This is a genomic window from Plantactinospora sp. DSM 117369 (assembly GCF_053764795.1).
In genome coordinates this window covers 2087464-2102398 of the sequence record NZ_CM132446.1, presented here as the reverse complement: position 1 = coordinate 2102398, position 14935 = coordinate 2087464, and the positions used below count along the sequence as shown (strand labels likewise).

Sequence of the window (14935 nt, the reverse complement as noted above, 5' to 3'; positions counted from 1 at the left end):
GCCGGCCGGCGCTCTCGGATCGTCTCGGCGCCCGGCTACCTCAGTGCGAGTCGCCGCTCAGTGCAGGTCGGCCACCACTCAGCGCAGCGAGAAGCCGAGGGTGTAGGTGCCGGAGCCGCGCCGGGACTCCACCCGGTAGCGGTAGAAGCCGGCGCTGCCGCGGTAGGAGATCTGCTCGTCCGCGGTCGGCCCGGCGGAGACGGCGACGGTACGCCAGCCGCCCCGGCTCCACCTCTGGAGTACCAGGTCGAAGTTGGCCCCGGACGGCCCGTCCAGACAGCCGACCTGCCGACCGTGTCCAGCCCGGAAGTAGCGACCGGCGGGCTGCACCTGACGACGCCCGGCCCCGAGGGTGGCGGCCTTCAGCGCCTTGTGCTCGGCGCACTCGGAACCCGGCGGCGGGCTCGGCGGCTCGGTCGCGGCCGGCGGCTCGGTCGCAGCCGGCGGTTCCGTCGCGGCGGGCGGTTCCGTCGCGGCCGGCGGGTCGGTGGTCGCCGGCGGGTCGGCCGGGGGCGCCGTCGGCCCGTTCGCGGTGGTGACCAGGGTGAGCTGGTTGACCTCAAGGATCTCGGTCAGCGGCTGGAAGAAGGTGATGCCACCCACCGTGCAGTCGCCGGAGCCGCCCGAGGTGACCCCCTGGGCCTGGTCACCGGACATCCAGGAGCCGCCGGAGTCGCCCGGCTCGGCGCAGACGTTCGTCCGGGTGAGCCCGGTGACCGTGCCCTCCGGGTAGACCACGGTGGCGTTCAGCGCCTCGACGACACCGCACCGGGCGCCGGTGGTGGCGCCGAAGCGGCAGATCGAGCTGCCGACCGGTGCCTCCTGCCCACCGGCGACCGCGATCGTTCCGCCGTCGAAGTCGTTGACCACCGGCTGCGGGACCCAGTCGTCGTTGGTCTCCACCACGCCCCAGTCGTCGCCGGGGAACGAGGAGGCCGAGACGACACCCTGGGCGACCCCGTCCGGGCTGTTGGTGGTGGCGCCTGGCGCTCCACAGTGGCCGGCGGTGACGAATCCGCCGACGACGGAGAAGCCGATCGAGCACCGGGCGCGGTCGTCGATCACGTACGGGTCACCGCCGCGTACGTCGATCAGCGGCACCGGCGCCTCGGCCGAGGCGACCACCTCGACCGCGTTCGCCGGGGCGCCACTGGCCTGTACGAACCGCCGCACGGCGGCCTCGGTACCGGGCTGGGCGCGTACCACGACGCGGTTGTTCGACACGTCGACGTACCAGCCGGCGACGTCCGGGGTCGCGTCATCGGCGATCCGGTCGAGACTCGCCTTGACCGTGTCGAGCTGCCGGGCGTTCCGGGTGACCAGCTTCGGTTCGGCTCCGGCGGCGCGTACCCGGGCGGCAGCCGCCTGGTCGGTCACCGCCACCATCAGCTGGTTGCCGTCGGCAGCAAGCCAGGTGCCGCCGTATCCGGCCCCGAGTTCGGTACGCAGCCGCTGGGTGGTCCCGCGAGCCCACTGCTCCCGGTCCAGCCGGGCCCGCGCCTGGGCCTCGGTCAGCGACAGGTCCCGGCGCAGCGCGTCGACGAGCTGTCGGGCCGGGCCGGCGGGCGTCGGCTCCGATCGCGGCGGGTCCTCCCCGGCCAGCGCCGGCCAGGTCACCGCCGCCAGACCGGCGACGGTCGCCACCGTCACCCCGATCGCGATTCCCCGTCGCTGTGCCGTACTCCGCCGACTGACCGTGCCTCGCCGGCTCCGCGTCGCGCGTCCGCGATCCATCGATCGCCTCCTTCACCATCGGGCAGCCCGCGGGAAGGTACGGCCGGCACGCGGCCGCCGATGAACGGATCGGTGATGGGCAATCTCACAGCCGATCGACTGAACCGGAAGCGGCTCCCGTCCGTATCACCTGGAACGGCGGCGACCGGGGCGCAACGGCCCTTCCGCACGCTGGCCCTCCCGCACGCTCTCCGCACGGAAGGGCCTGGCCCGGCAAACTCGCAGACGCCGGTCGGCGCCGTGGATCCGATCAGACCTCGACCACGGTCGGGACGATCATCGGACGGCGCCGGTACGCGTCGTTCACCCAGCGGCCGACCGTACGGCGGACGATCTGCTGCAACTGGTGCGGGTCGGTGATGCCCTCGGTGGCGGCCCGGCCCAGCGCCTCGGTGATCAGCGGGATCACCGGGTTGAACGCGTCGGGGTCGTCCGAGAAGCCCTTGGCGGAGACGGTGGGACCGCCGACCACCTTGCCGGTGACCGAGTCGACCACCACGGTCGCCGAGATGAACCCGCCGTCGCCGAGGATGCGCCGCTCGGTGAGGAGCGATTCGCCGACGTCGCCGACCGCGAGGCCGTCGACGTAGACGTACCGGCTCTTGAGGTGACCGACCACCCGGGCGTGCCCCTCGACCAGGTCCACGACGTCGCCGTCCTCGCAGAGCACCACGCGGTCGGCGGCGACCCCGGACTCGATGCCGAGCCGGGCGTGCGCCCGCAGGTGCCGCCACTCGCCGTGCACCGGCATCAGGTTGCTCGGCCGGACGACGTTGAGCAGGTAGAGCAGTTCACCGGCCGGGGCGTGTCCGGAGACGTGCACTTTTGCCACGTCCTTGTGGATCACGGTCGCGCCGGCCCGGCAGAGCTGGTTGATCACCCGGTAGACCGAGGTCTCGTTGCCCGGCACCAGCGAGCTGGCCAGCACCACCGTGTCGCCGGGGGCGACCGTGATGTGCCGGTGGTCGCCGGTGGCCATCCGGCCCAGCGCGCTCATCGGCTCGCCCTGCGAACCGGTCGACATCAGCACGATCTGGTCCGGCGGCAGCGCCGTCGCCTCGTCCAGCCCGACGACCAGGCCGGGCTCGATGCGCAGCAGCCCGAGGTCGCGGGCGATGCCCATGTTGCGGACCATCGACCGGCCGATGAAGGTGACCTTCCGGCCGTGCTCGGCGGCGGAGTCCAGCACCTGCTGCACCCGGTGCACGTGCGAGGCGAACGAGGCCACGATGATCCGGCCGCGCGCCTTGGCGAAGATCGAGTCGAGTACCGGCCCGATCTCCCGCTCCGAGCTGACGAAACCGGGGATCTCGGCGTTGGTCGAGTCGGAGAGGAGCAGGTCGACGCCTTCCGCGCCGAGCCGGGCGAAGCCGGCCAGGTCGGTGACCCGGCCGTCCAGCGGGAGTTGGTCCATCTTGAAGTCGCCGGTGTGCAGCACCAGCCCGGCCGGGGTCCGGATGGCCACCGCGAGGGCGTCCGGGATCGAGTGGTTGACCGCGAAGAACTCGCACTCGAAGGGGCCGAGCCGCTCCCGGCCGCCCTCCCGCACCGTCAGCGTGTACGGCTCGATCCGCCGCTCGGCCAGCTTCGCCTCGACCAGGGCGAGGGTGAACTGCGAGCCGACCAGCGGGATGTCCGGTTTGTGGGCCAGTAGGTAAGGCACCGCCCCGATGTGGTCCTCGTGCCCGTGCGTGAGCACGATCGCCTGTACGTCGGCGAGCCGGTCCAGGATCGGCGCGAAGTCCGGCAGGATCAGGTCGACGCCGGGCTGCTCGACGTCGGGGAAGAGCACCCCGCAGTCGACGATCAGCAGCTTGCCGTCGTACTCGAAGACGGTCATGTTCCGCCCGATGGCGCCGAGGCCGCCCAGCGGCACGATCCGGAGCCCGCCCTCGGGCAGCTCCGGCGGCAGCTCCAGCTCAATTCCCGGCTGACTCATGCGGGCACTCCGCTTCGCTCCGTGCCGTCACCAGACACCCGCCTCCCACCGCTGTCCCTGCCCCCGCTCACGGCAACTCCAGCCCGGCTTCGGCGCAGTCCGTCCGCAACTGGGCCATCTCGTCGGAGGTGGCCTCCACCAGCGGCGGGCGTACCGGCCCGGCGGGCAGGCCCCGGGCGGCAAGTGCCGCCTTGACCAGGATGGTGCCCTGGGTGCGGAAGATCCCGGTGAACAGCGGCAGCAGCCGCCGGTGCAGGGCCAACGCCTCGGCGGTGGCACCCCGGTCGTACGCCTCGATCATCTGCTTGGTGAGCGCCCCGGTCAGGTGGGTCGAGGTGCCGACCAGGCCGACCCCGCCGATCGCCAGGGCGGGCAGCGTCAACGCGTCCTCGCCGGAGTAGTAGGCCAGGTCGGTCCGGCCGGTCACCACCGAGCTGGCGATCAGGTCGCCCTTGGCGTCCTTCACCGCGACGATCCGCTCGTGGTCGGCGAGCCGCAGCAGGGTCTCGGTGGCGATCGGCACGCCGCTGCGGTGCGGGATGTCGTAGAGCATCACCGGCAGCGCGCTGGCGTCGGCCACCGCGGTGAAGTGCCGGACCAGCCCGGCCTGCGGCGGCTTGTTGTAGTACGGCGTGACCACCAGCAACCCGTGCGCCCCGGCCTTCTCGGCGGCGCCGGCCAGCTCGATGGTGTGCCGGGTGTCGTTGGTGCCGACCCCGGCGACCACCTGGGCCCGGTCACCCACCGCCTCGACCACCGTGCGGATCAGCCGCTCCTTCTCCGCGTCGGTGGTGGTCGGCGACTCGCCGGTGGTCCCGTTCACGACCAGCGCGTCGTTGCCCTGCTCGTCCACCAGGTAGGCCGCGAGCCGGGCCGCGCCGTCGAGATCCAGCGAGCCGTCCGGGGTGAACGGGGTCACCATCGCGGTGAGCAGGCGCCCGAACGGGCGGGGTGCCGCCCGACCGGCGTTGTCAGGGTGGTGGGTCATGCGAACAACCTATCGGACTGCCGCCGCCCGACCGGCGGGGAAGGGTTCAGGACAACTGGGCGTACGGGCTGGTGGCGATCTCGGTGCCGTCCGGTAGCGCGCTGATGGTGAAGTCGGCGAAGACGTTCGGCGCGACGCGCTGGAGCTGCCGCAGGCACTCGACGGCCAGCTCACGAATCTCGACGTCGGCGCCCTCGGTGGCCCGCATCGCCACGAAGTGCCGCCAGGCGCGGTAGTTGCCGGTGACCACGATGCGGGTCTCGGTGGCGTTCGGCAGCACCGCCCGGGCGGCCTGTCGGGCCTGCTTGCGGCGCAGTGTCGGGTTCTCGACGTCGGCGAAGCGCCGCTCCAGCCCCTCCAGCAGGTCGTTGTAGGCCCGCAGGCTCGCCTCGCTCGCCTCCACGAACCGCTTGTGCAGCTCGGCGTCCTCGGCGATCACCGAGGGCTCCACCATGGCGGCCTCGCGCTCCGGCACGTACCGCTGGGAGAGCTGGGAGTAGGAGAAGTGCCGGTGGCGTACCAGTTCGTGGGTGAACGAGCGGGACACGCCGGTGAAGTAGAACGTCACGGTGCCGTGTTCCAGCACCGAGAGGTGCTGGCTCTCCAGGATGTGCGCGAGGTAACCCGCGTTGGTCGCGGTGGCCGGGTTGGGCTTGCGCCACGACTGGTAGCAGGCCCGGCCGGCGAACTCGGCCAGCGCCTGGCCGCCGTCCGCGTCGGTCGACCACGGTACGTCCTCCGGCGGCTCGAAGTGCGTCCACGCGATGACCTTGACCTGGGGGGCAACCATCTCCGGCATTCCTCGGACTCTAGTCGCCTCCGGCGTCATCCCGACGACCCCCTGTCGGCGTCGATGCCCGAGCGCCGCCGCCCCTGCAGCACCACCCGAAACGGGTCCCTCGGGGTGCCGAGGAGAAGCCGGCACCGGCGGCGCGAACGACGAACGACAGCCTGAGCCGTCAAGATGCCGTCACACTGACGCTTGCGAGTGACGTCACTTCGATGTCATAGTGACGTCATGGACCTGGCTCCCTATCTGGCCGCGCTGCGCCGCGACCTCGCCGCCGCCGCCGCACCGGGCGGCCCGGAGATCAGCCGGGCGGCAGAACTGCTCGCCGGCTCGCTCGACATCTCTGCCCGGCTCTGCCTGCTGGAGGTGCTCGCCGACGCGACCGCCGAGATCACCGCCAAGCTCGACGGGCCGACGGTCGAGGTGCGACTGCGCGCCCGGGAAGCGGACCTGGTGGTGCACCGGGAGACACCGGAGCAGCAGCCCGCGACGGCGGCTCCCGGCCCACCGCCAGCACCGCCTCCGCCGACCGAGCCGCCCGGTGACGTCGCCCGGATCACCCTGCGGCTGCCGGACACCCTGAAGGACGCCGTGGAGCGGGCCGCCACCGCCGAGGGCATCTCGGTGAACGCCTGGCTGGTCCGGGCGGTCGCCGCCGCCGTGCCGGGCGCCGCCCCGCCGCCGACCGGCCGGGCCGGCCGGGGGTCCAGCCGCCGGATCACCGGCTGGGCCCAGGCCTGACCACCCCGACCGCCGCCCCGGGCGCGCCGGCCAGCCCGGCCGCCCCGACCATCGCCCCGGCATCACCCAGCCCGGGGCGACGCCCGTGTGCCGGGCAACCGGCCCGCATCCGCCACCCGAGACTTCCGCTTGGAGGAGCCATGCACGAGTTTCCCCGTACCGCACCGGTCACCGTCACCGCCGACCTGCCGGCCGGCGTCTTCGAGATGGTCGCCGAGGACCGCGACTCGGTCGTCGTCGACGTACGCCCGTACGACGGCAGCGCCGGATCCCGTGAGCAGGCCGCGCGTACCCAGGTCGGGTTGGACGGGGACGTGCTGTCGGTGGTCGTCCCCGACCGGGCCGGCGGGCTGTTCCGGCTCCGCTTCGGCGGAGTACGCGTGCTGGTCCGCGTCCCGCTGGACAGTTCCGGGCGGATCAAGGTCGCCTCTGCCGACGTCCGCTGCCGGGGCCGCTACGCCGAACTGACCGTCGGCTCGGCGTCCGGCGACATCGAGATCGAGCATGTCACCGGCGACGCCGACGTCGACACGGCGAGCGGCGACATCGAGGTGTCCCGGGTCGACGGCCGGCTGGAGGTCAAGGGTGCCTCCGGCGCCCTCGTCGCCCGGCAGGTCGGCGGACCGCTCCGGGCCCGGCTCTCCTCCGGGAACGTCGACATCTCCGACGCCGCGGACGCCGTCGAGATCAAGACCGCCTCCGGCGCCGTACGCGTCGGGGCGACCCGGCGCGGCCGGGTGCGGATCGGGACCGCCTCCGGCGACGTGGGCATCGGGGTACGCCCCGGCACCGGGGTCTGGCTCGACCTCAACACCATCTCCGGCACCACCCGCAACGGGCTGGACGTGGGCACCGCACCCGTCGTCGCCGGCGGCCCCGACCTGAGCCTCGAAATACGTACGGTGAGCGGCGACATCGAGGTACGCCGGGCGGCCTGACCGGCCCGCCGCACCGGCCTCGGGCCCGGTGGCCGAATCACCGGTGGTACCTCGGGCGGCGGTCCAGCGGGATCCTGGACGAGCCGGCGACCGCCAGCACCGTCGCCGCGACGAACGCGCTGCCCAGCCCCAGTCCGAACAGGACCAGCCCGGAACAGTGCCGGAGATGGGAACCGTCGACCGGGATCCGGGACAGCGACGCCTGCCCGACCGCCACCAGCCCCACCCACGTTGTCGACGATGCGGAGCCGAAGGGAGCAGTTGATCCCGATGATCCGCCGGCGCCCGAGGACCCACGCTCATCGGTCGAGGAACGGCGGGAGTTGCAGCGCTGCCTCCGCCAGGCTCAGCCCGTCGAGGATGGCCCGCCACCTCACCCGGTACCCCGCGGCGGCGCCTCCGTCACCGACCGCGACGCTGACCCGGTCCAGCCGGGCCAGTACCCGGGCGGCCTGCGGCCGAGCCCCGATCCGCCGGTACAACTCCAGTGCGCGCCGAAGCGACGCTTCCGCATCCGCCCACCGGCCCTCGGCGGCGGCCAGGTCCCCCAGGGAACGCAGCGTTTCGGCGAGCCCGTCGCGGTGCCCCAGCGCCTCGTGTCCGGCCAGCGCCCGGTCCAGTCGCCGCGCCGCCTCCGGCAACCTGCCCTCGCGGATGTCGACATCGGCGAGCGCCTGCTCCAGGTACGCCGTGCCGAGGTCGTCGCGGAGCCGCACGCTGACCTCCATCGCCTCGGCGAGTGCCTGCCGCGCGCCACTCAGTTCACCGGTGTCGGTCAACGCCAGCCCGTAGTGGTAACGGTGCAGCGCGTCCCGCAGCGGAGGGATCGGTGCGTCGCTGACGGCCAACGCCTCCGCCAGCAGTGGCACGGCCCGGCCGGGGTCGCCCATCTCCCAGTACGCGAAGCCGAGGGTGGCCAGGGCGTCGCGTCGCAGGTGACCGGGCAGTTGCAGGTCACGGGCCGTGCTCACCGCCCGGGCCAGCCAGTCGAACGCCTCCCCGGACGGCCCGGCGCGCAGCGCCGCCAGGCCGGAGTTGGTGAGCGCGCGTACCAGCAGTTGCGGGTCGTCGATCCGGCGAGCCACCGCGAGCTGGTCAGCCGCGATGGCGGGCAGTTCGGCGTACCGGTCCCGCCCGAGGCAGGCGGCGAAGAGTTCGCCGAGCAGTCGGGCCCGGAGCGGATCCGCCCCGGAGGTGGGCACGCAGGACAGAGCGAGCCGCAGCATGTGCTCCAGGTCGTCGTCGTAGGAGCGGAGCCGGAGGAAGCCGGACAGCCGCAACGCGAGCCCGCCGGCCAGGTCCGGCAGGTTGGCCCGGCCCGCCTGGCCGACCGCCGCGACCAGTCCGGCGCGTTCGGTCTCGAACCAGGCGAGCGGGTCGGCACGGAGGGCACGCTGACCACTGCTGACCATCGGACCGGTCTCCCGGTTCCGTTCCGCCTCGGGCGTGCCGAGCAGCTCGTCGGCCTCGCCGGCCAGGTCGAGCCAGCCGCGCAGCAGCCGGGCCAGCGCCTGCTCCCGGTCGGCCGGCTCGTCGTCGACCATGAGCCGCTCCCGGGCGTACTCGGCGACCAGGTCGTGCAGCCGGTACCGCTGCTGCCCCACGGCGTCCCGACCGAGCGGTTCGACCAGGTGTACGTCGGCGAGCTGGTGCAGCAGCGCACGGGCCCGGCCGTCGGTGGTGTCCAGCAGCGCCTGCGCGGCCCACCGTGCCGAGTCGGTGGTGCTGAGCAGCCCGAGCCGCCGCACCAGCCGCCGTGCCTCGGCGGGCAGTGCCCGGTAGCTCAACGCGATGCTGGCCCGGACGTCGAGGTCGCCGACGGCCAGTTCGTCCAGCCGGCCCCGTTCCACCGCCAGCCGCTGCCGTAGCTCGTCGACGGTCTCCTCGGGCCGTACCGCCAGCCGGGCGGCGGCGATGCAGAGCGCCAGCGGCAGCCCACCGCAGAGCCGCGAGATCTCGCGCGCCGCTTCCGGTTCGGCGGCGATCCTCGCCTCGCCGACAGCCTCCGTCAACAGCCGTACCGCGTCCTCGGTGGACAGCGCGGGTACCGGGACCCGGGCGGCGCCCAGCATCGCGGCGAGGTGCCGCCGCGAGGTCACCACCGCGCCGCTGCCGGCCGATCCCGGCAACAACGGCCGTAGCTGCGCCTCGTCGGCCGCGTCGTCCAGGACCACCAGCATCCGGCCCCGGGCCAGGTGGCTGCGGTACAGCGTCACCCGCTCCTCGGGATCGTCCGGGACATCACCGCCCGCGACGCCCAGCGCCCGCAGAAGACGCTCCACGATCCGGTACGGATCTCCCGGCGTGTCGTGGCTGCCCCGCAGGTCGGCGTAGAGCTGCCCGTCCGGGAAGGCCGCACCCAGCCGGTGACCCGCCGCCAGCGCCAGCGCGCTCTTGCCGACCCCGCCGGGACCGGTCAGGAGCACGACCGGGGCGCAGGCCGGATCAGCGGTGGTCATCTGCCCGAGGACCCGGTCGAGCAGCGACTCCCGGCCGGTCAGCGCCGGCGCCGGCGGAAGCTGCCTCGGCACCGGACGGGTCCGTTCCGTGCCCGCCCCGGCCACCGGTTCACCCAGCAGGATCCGCTGTTGTGTCGCGCGCAGCAACGGCCCCGGCTCCAGACCCAGGCCGTCGACGAACCGCCGGTAGGCGCGGCGGTAGACGGCGAGCGCCTCAGCCCGCCGCCCCAGGCCGGCCAGCGCCGACATCTGCTGGCAATAGAGCCGCTCCGCATACGGATTGTCGGCGAGCAGCGGCTCGACCTCGCGCAGCACCGCCTCGTACTCCGCGAGCCCCAGCACGGCGTCGAGCTTGGCCTCGGCCGCACCGAGCCGCTCGCCGTGCAGGGCCTCGCGGAGTCGCCCGCTGTCCACTCCGGCGACGTCGGCCAGCGCCGGGCCGCGCCACAGCGCCAGCGCCTGGTCGAGCAACGCCACCGCGGCGGTGTGGTCCCCACCCGAGGCGGCCGCACGTCCCCGGTCGGCGAGGTCGCGGAACTCGGTCAGATCCAGTCGGTGTCCGCGCAGGCGCAGCAGGTACCCGGTGGGTCGGGTCTCGATCAGGTCCGGGTCCACGGCCCGGAACCGGCGGCGCAGGCCGCTTATCAGGTTGTGCAGCTGTGCCCGGGCGGAGCCGGGCGGCTGCTCCCAGAGCCGGGTGATCAGCACGTCCGCGGGGAGCACCTTCCCGGCGCCGAGCAACAGGCTGGCCAGCACCAGCCGTTCCCGCCCGCTGCCGCTGGGCAGGAGCCGCCCGTCGTGTCGGACCTCGACCGGCCCCAGGATCCCGAACTGCACGGGCCATTGTTACCGCACCTCACCCAGGTACTCACAACTCGCTAACAAGCGGCGGATCCACACCCGGAAGATCCGTTAGCTTGACGGCGGACGCGGCCAGGGCGGAAGAGATCGGGTGGATCAGGGTGTCGATGGACGGGGGGCCCGGGTACGTCGGCCCGGCGGACGCGCCGGACCGGTACGAACTGGTGCAGCGGCGTGCGGCAGGTGGCGAGGGTGAGGTCTGGCTGGCCCGGGAACGCCACGGCGCCGACTCGTTCTCGTACGCCGTGAAGCTGATCCGGCTCGACGACGACTCGGCTGCCGACCGGCAGTTGGAGGAGTTGCGGCTCCAGGCGGCCCTGCTGACCCACCTGGAGCACCCGGCGCTGGTGAAGGTGAAGGAGGTCTTCGTCGGCGCGCCGCCGCATCCGGCCGGGCACCAGCCGGATGCGGCGGGCCGGCGGCTCTACTTCGTGATGAAGTGGATCGAGGGTCCCAGCCTCCAGACGGCGCTGGAGCGCGGTGACGTACGCGGGCTCGACGTGCTGGCCCCGCTACAGCAGGTCGCCGAGGCGATCGACTACCTGCACAGCGGTCGGGACACCAACGCTGCCCCGGTGCTGCACCGCGACATCAAACCGGCGAACATCCTGCTCGCCCCCGACGGCCGGGTCTACCTGGTGGACTTCGGGCTGGTACGCCTGCGCAGCACCGACCGCACGTCGCGGATCTTCGGCACCGCTCCGTTCATGGCGCCGGAGTCGCTGGCCCGTGGCGAGTACACCCCCGCGACCGACCGGTTCACCCTCGGCGCCACCGTCTACTACGCGATCACCGGGAACCCACCGCTGCCCGGTGACCCGGCGGGAATGGTGCAGCGGCTGACCGCGGCGCTCGGGCCAGGCCAGGATCGGCAGGTGCGGGGCATCGTCGCAATGCTCGCGGTGCAGCCGGAGGCCCGGCCGGCGAGTGCGGCGGCCTGGATCCGGGCGTTGCGTACCGCGCCGCCGGAGACCTCCGTCGGCTCCGGGGTTCCGGGCGCCGCCGGGCCGGAAGGGATCCCTGGATCATCGGCCGGCTCGGCGCTGCCCGAGACGTCGTTCGGGCCCGCGCGGCCGGTCTCGCCGGCCGCCGCCCCGGCGTCGCCCGGCTATCCGATGCCGCCAGGCTCGATCGGTGGCACCCGGCCGACGTCGCCACCGCCGGGCTACCCGATGCCGCCGGGCTCGACCGGTGGCACCCGGCCGGTGTCGTCACCGCCGCCGCCACCGTCGGGCTACCCGATGCCGCCGAGCAGCCCGGGTGGTCCACGGCTCTCCCCGGCCGTCGGTGGTTTCCTCAGCACCCCGCCGCCGCAGAAGAGGGGCAGCAAGGCACCGCTGATCGTCGTCGGCGTGCTGCTCTTCTCCCTCGTCGCCTGCTGCGTCGGGATATACCAGGCCTCGCCGGACGGAGACCTGTTCGGGACCGGGCCCGGCGCCACCCCCACCCGGTCGTACGACAAGAGCAAGCCACCGCCACCGGTGACCGCGTTGCAGCCGGCGCTGGTCACGGCCGCCGACATCACGGCCGTGCTGAAGGCCCGCCGCGAGGTCATCCGTCCCCGGGACGCGGACGACATCCTGCAGGGTGGGCTTTCCGCGCTGAGCCTGTGCAGCGACGGGAGGGTCACCGCGAACGCGATCGGCGCCAGCGAGACCAACGGCTTCGACGTCAACACCGGAAGCTACCCGAACGTGGGCTCGGCGGTCGCGGGCTTCTACGCCGACGAGGCGAACGTCTTCTTCGACGCGGTCCGGACGAAGGCCGCCGGCTGCGAGAAGTGGTCCGAGATGCAGGTCCCGAAGCTCGGTGACGAGGCCCTCGGCGTCTTCGCCGACACCGGGCAGTACTACGACATCGCCATCGTCTTCGTCCGACGCGGGCAGGTGGTCATCGAGGTGGTGGTGGAGGGTAAGGGCGGATACCAGTCCGACGCGATCCAGCTCGCCACCGCGATGGCCAAGCGACTGCCCAAGGGTGGGGCATGACCGACGCGATCCTGCTGATCGGCGCCCCGGACGGGGAGCGGCGGGTCACCCCGGCGGAGGGGGCGCTCCGGGTCGGCCGGGACCCGCTGTGCCGGATCGTCGTCGACGACCCGCGCGTCTCCCGGGAGCACCTGGAGCTGCGGTACCAGGCCGGGCGCTGGCGGATGCGCGACCTGGGCGGCCAGAACGGCACGTACACCCCGGCCGGCCGGGTCTCCGAACTGGACCTGACCGGGCCGGTGGAGGTCCGGCTCGGCGGGTTCGACGGTCCCCGGCTCACCCTGCGGCCGGCGTCGACACCGGCACCGCCGCAGGTCACTCCGCCACCACTCGCGCCGCCACCGCCGACCATGGCCGCCGCGGCCAGGCCGCCGGGCCCGCCCGGCACGGCCACGCCGCCGGGTACCCCGGGCACACCGTCGGGGATGCCGGCCGGAGGTACGTCCGACGCGGGCACGCCACGCTTCGAGGCCGGGCGGGTGCCGTCCGCGACGTACCGGGCGGCTGGGCGGACCCGGATCGGCCGGGCCCCGGACAACGACATCGTCCTGGACGACCTGCTGGTGTCGCGGTACCACGCGGAGCTGCTCCGCACCCCCGCCGGCCTGAACCTGGTCGATCTCGGCACCCGCAACGGCACCTTCGTCAACGGCCGCCGGGTCACCACCGCCGAGGTGCGCCCGGGTGACCTGCTGTCCTTCGGCCGGCACCAACTCGTCGTCGACGCCGCCGAGCTGCGCGAGTACGTCGACGCCGGGCGGGTCTCGCTGCACGCCGACGGGCTGGGCGTCACCGTGGCGGGTGGCAAGCGGCTGCTCGACAAGGTCAGCTTCGCGTTGGACGAGTGCAGCCTGCTCGCCGTGATGGGTCCGAGCGGGGCGGGTAAGTCGACGCTGCTCGCCGCGTTGACCGGCTACCGCCCGGCGAACGAGGGCACGGTCAGCTACCAGGGCCGCGACCTGTACGCCGAGTACGACGAACTGCGTCACCGGATCGGCCTGGTGCCGCAGGACGACATCCTGCACTCGGCGCTGACCGTACGCCGGGCCCTGCGGTATGCCGCCGGGCTGCGCTTCGGGCCCGACGTGACGGGCGCGGAGCGGGAGCGGCGGGTCAGCGAGGTGATCGACCAGCTCGGTCTGGTCAGCCAGGCGGACCAGCGGATCGACACGCTCTCCGGCGGTCAGCGCAAGCGCACCTCGGTCGCGCTGGAGCTGCTCACCGAGCCGTCGCTGCTCTTCCTCGACGAACCCACCTCCGGGCTCGACCCGGCGCTGGACCGGGACGTGATGACCGGTCTGCGGGACCTCGCCGACCGGGGCCGCACCGTCGTGGTGATCACTCACAGCCCGCTGCACCTCAACGTCTGCGACCGGGTACTCGTGCTCGGCCGGGGCGGCAAGGTGGCCTACGTCGGACCACCCGACGGGCTGTTGCGGTTCTTCGGCGCCCGGGAGTACGCCGACGTGTTCAAGCAGGTGGCCGACGACCCGGACGGCTGGGCCGCGCGCTATGCGGCCACGCTGCCGCCCCGGCCCGCCGCCGTCGGACCGGCCGGGCCCGGCAACCGTTCCGGACAGGCCCACCCGGCACAGGCCCACCCGGCGTACGACCCAGCGGCGCAGGCCCGAGCGGCCGACGCCCAGCCAGCCCCGGTCCAGCCGGCGCGGCAGAGCTGGCGGCGGCAGCTGACAATCCTGACCCGGCGGATGGCGGCCGTCACCCTGGCGGACCGGACGTACGCGGCCCTGCTGCTCGGTCTGCCACTCGGTCTCGCCGCGCTGCTGCACGTGATCCCCGGTGGCGCTGGCTTCACCCGGTCGGCCTCCGGGCCGAGCCTGGAACCGGCACAGTTGCTCGTCGTGCTGATCATCGGTGGGATCTTCATCGGGCTCGCCGGCGGCATCCGGGAACTGGTCCGCGAACGTGCCATCTACCGGCGGGAACGTGCGGTGGGGCTGGCGCCGAGCGCGTACCTGGGGTCGAAACTGCTGGTGTTCGCGGTGGTGACCGCGGTCCAGGCGGCGCTGTTCGTGGTGGTCGGCCTCGCCGGCCGGCCCGGGGCACCGCGGGCGCTGGCGCTGCCGTGGCCGCTGCTGGAGCTGATCGTGGTGGTCTGGCTGACTGCCCTGACCGCGACCGTGCTGGGGCTGCTGGTCAGCGCGTACGTCTCCACCGGGGAGCAGACCATGCCGATCCTGGTGGGGCTGGTGATGGCACAGCTGGTGCTCTGCGGCGGCCTCTTCGAGGTGGTCGACCGCACCGGCGTGGCGGAGCTGTCGTGGCTCGCGCCGGCCCGGTGGGGGTACGCCGCCGCGGCGGCCACGGTCGATCTCCGTTCGCTGACGGTCGACCCGTCCGCGGACGCACTGTGGCGGCACACGACCGGCGCGTGGTGGTGGGCGATGGGTGTGCTGGCGCTACAGGGCGGCATGTTGACCGCCGCCACCCGCTGGGCGCTGCGGCGCCACGAACCGGGGCGCTGACCAGGCAGGAC

General features: G+C 73.6%; 10 protein-coding genes. 4 read left to right on the top strand and 6 right to left on the bottom strand.

What is annotated here, in order from left to right:
- Positions 1-78: 78 nt before the first annotated feature.
- The 4 genes from ACSMXO_RS09375 to thyX all read right to left on the bottom strand — a co-directional run bounded on the left by ACSMXO_RS09375 (position 79) and on the right by thyX (position 5451).
- Entirely contained in the window at positions 79-1734 is a 1656-nt protein-coding gene (locus ACSMXO_RS09375; RefSeq protein WP_455417402.1) for a S1 family peptidase, read from the bottom strand.
- A 250-nt stretch (positions 1735-1984) separates the two neighbouring features.
- Positions 1985-3673 (bottom strand): ribonuclease J, encoded by a 1689-nt coding sequence (locus ACSMXO_RS09370; RefSeq protein WP_346256010.1) that lies wholly within the window; start codon positions 3671-3673, stop codon positions 1985-1987.
- A gap of 67 nt (positions 3674-3740) precedes the next feature.
- Positions 3741-4661, bottom strand: coding sequence for a 4-hydroxy-tetrahydrodipicolinate synthase (gene dapA / locus ACSMXO_RS09365; RefSeq protein ID WP_455417401.1), 921 nt, complete (start codon positions 4659-4661; stop codon positions 3741-3743).
- A 46-nt stretch (positions 4662-4707) separates the two neighbouring features.
- Entirely contained in the window at positions 4708-5451 is a 744-nt protein-coding gene (gene thyX, locus ACSMXO_RS09360) for an FAD-dependent thymidylate synthase (protein WP_346256304.1), read from the bottom strand.
- A 228-nt stretch (positions 5452-5679) separates the two neighbouring features.
- Between thyX and ACSMXO_RS09355 the strand changes: the two genes are divergently transcribed.
- Together ACSMXO_RS09355 and ACSMXO_RS09350 are read left to right on the top strand one after the other, a co-directional pair.
- Positions 5680-6192, top strand: a complete 513-nt coding sequence (locus ACSMXO_RS09355; protein WP_346256008.1) for a toxin-antitoxin system HicB family antitoxin — start codon at positions 5680-5682, stop codon at positions 6190-6192.
- A gap of 140 nt (positions 6193-6332) precedes the next feature.
- Positions 6333-7130, top strand: a complete 798-nt coding sequence (locus ACSMXO_RS09350; protein WP_455417400.1) for a DUF4097 family beta strand repeat-containing protein — start codon at positions 6333-6335, stop codon at positions 7128-7130.
- A 37-nt stretch (positions 7131-7167) separates the two neighbouring features.
- Here the strand turns inward: ACSMXO_RS09350 and ACSMXO_RS09345 are convergent, their stop codons facing one another.
- On the bottom strand, positions 7168-7347 hold the full coding sequence (locus ACSMXO_RS09345) for a hypothetical protein (RefSeq protein ID WP_455417399.1): 180 nt from the start codon (positions 7345-7347) through the stop codon (positions 7168-7170).
- A gap of 82 nt (positions 7348-7429) precedes the next feature.
- Positions 7430-10426: a BTAD domain-containing putative transcriptional regulator gene (locus ACSMXO_RS09340; RefSeq protein ID WP_455417398.1), complete on the bottom strand. Its 2997-nt coding sequence runs from the start codon at positions 10424-10426 to the stop codon at positions 7430-7432.
- Positions 10427-10557: 131 nt separating this feature from the next.
- On the opposite strand from ACSMXO_RS09340, the gene ACSMXO_RS09335 reads away from it, so the two are divergent.
- Together ACSMXO_RS09335 and ACSMXO_RS09330 are read left to right on the top strand one after the other, a co-directional pair.
- Positions 10558-12438, top strand: a complete 1881-nt coding sequence (locus ACSMXO_RS09335) for a protein kinase domain-containing protein (protein ID WP_455417397.1) — start codon at positions 10558-10560, stop codon at positions 12436-12438.
- On the top strand, positions 12435-14924 hold the full coding sequence (locus tag ACSMXO_RS09330) for an FHA domain-containing protein (protein WP_455417396.1): 2490 nt from the start codon (positions 12435-12437) through the stop codon (positions 14922-14924). The genes ACSMXO_RS09335 and ACSMXO_RS09330 overlap by 4 nt, the downstream gene beginning before the upstream one ends.
- The last annotated feature ends 11 nt before the right edge of the window (positions 14925-14935 follow it).

Coding starts and splice junctions, on each gene's coding strand:
- ACSMXO_RS09375 (WP_455417402.1), bottom strand. CDS start 1,734: ATGGATCGCGGACGCGCGACGCGGAGCCGGCGAGGCACGGTCAGTCGG.
- ACSMXO_RS09370 (WP_346256010.1), bottom strand. CDS start 3,673: ATGAGTCAGCCGGGAATTGAGCTGGAGCTGCCGCCGGAGCTGCCCGAG.
- dapA (WP_455417401.1), bottom strand. CDS start 4,661: ATGACCCACCACCCTGACAACGCCGGTCGGGCGGCACCCCGCCCGTTC.
- thyX (WP_346256304.1), bottom strand. CDS start 5,451: ATGGTTGCCCCCCAGGTCAAGGTCATCGCGTGGACGCACTTCGAGCCG.
- ACSMXO_RS09355 (WP_346256008.1), top strand. CDS start 5,680: ATGGACCTGGCTCCCTATCTGGCCGCGCTGCGCCGCGACCTCGCCGCC.
- ACSMXO_RS09350 (WP_455417400.1), top strand. CDS start 6,333: ATGCACGAGTTTCCCCGTACCGCACCGGTCACCGTCACCGCCGACCTG.
- ACSMXO_RS09335 (WP_455417397.1), top strand. CDS start 10,558: ATGGACGGGGGGCCCGGGTACGTCGGCCCGGCGGACGCGCCGGACCGG.
- ACSMXO_RS09330 (WP_455417396.1), top strand. CDS start 12,435: ATGACCGACGCGATCCTGCTGATCGGCGCCCCGGACGGGGAGCGGCGG.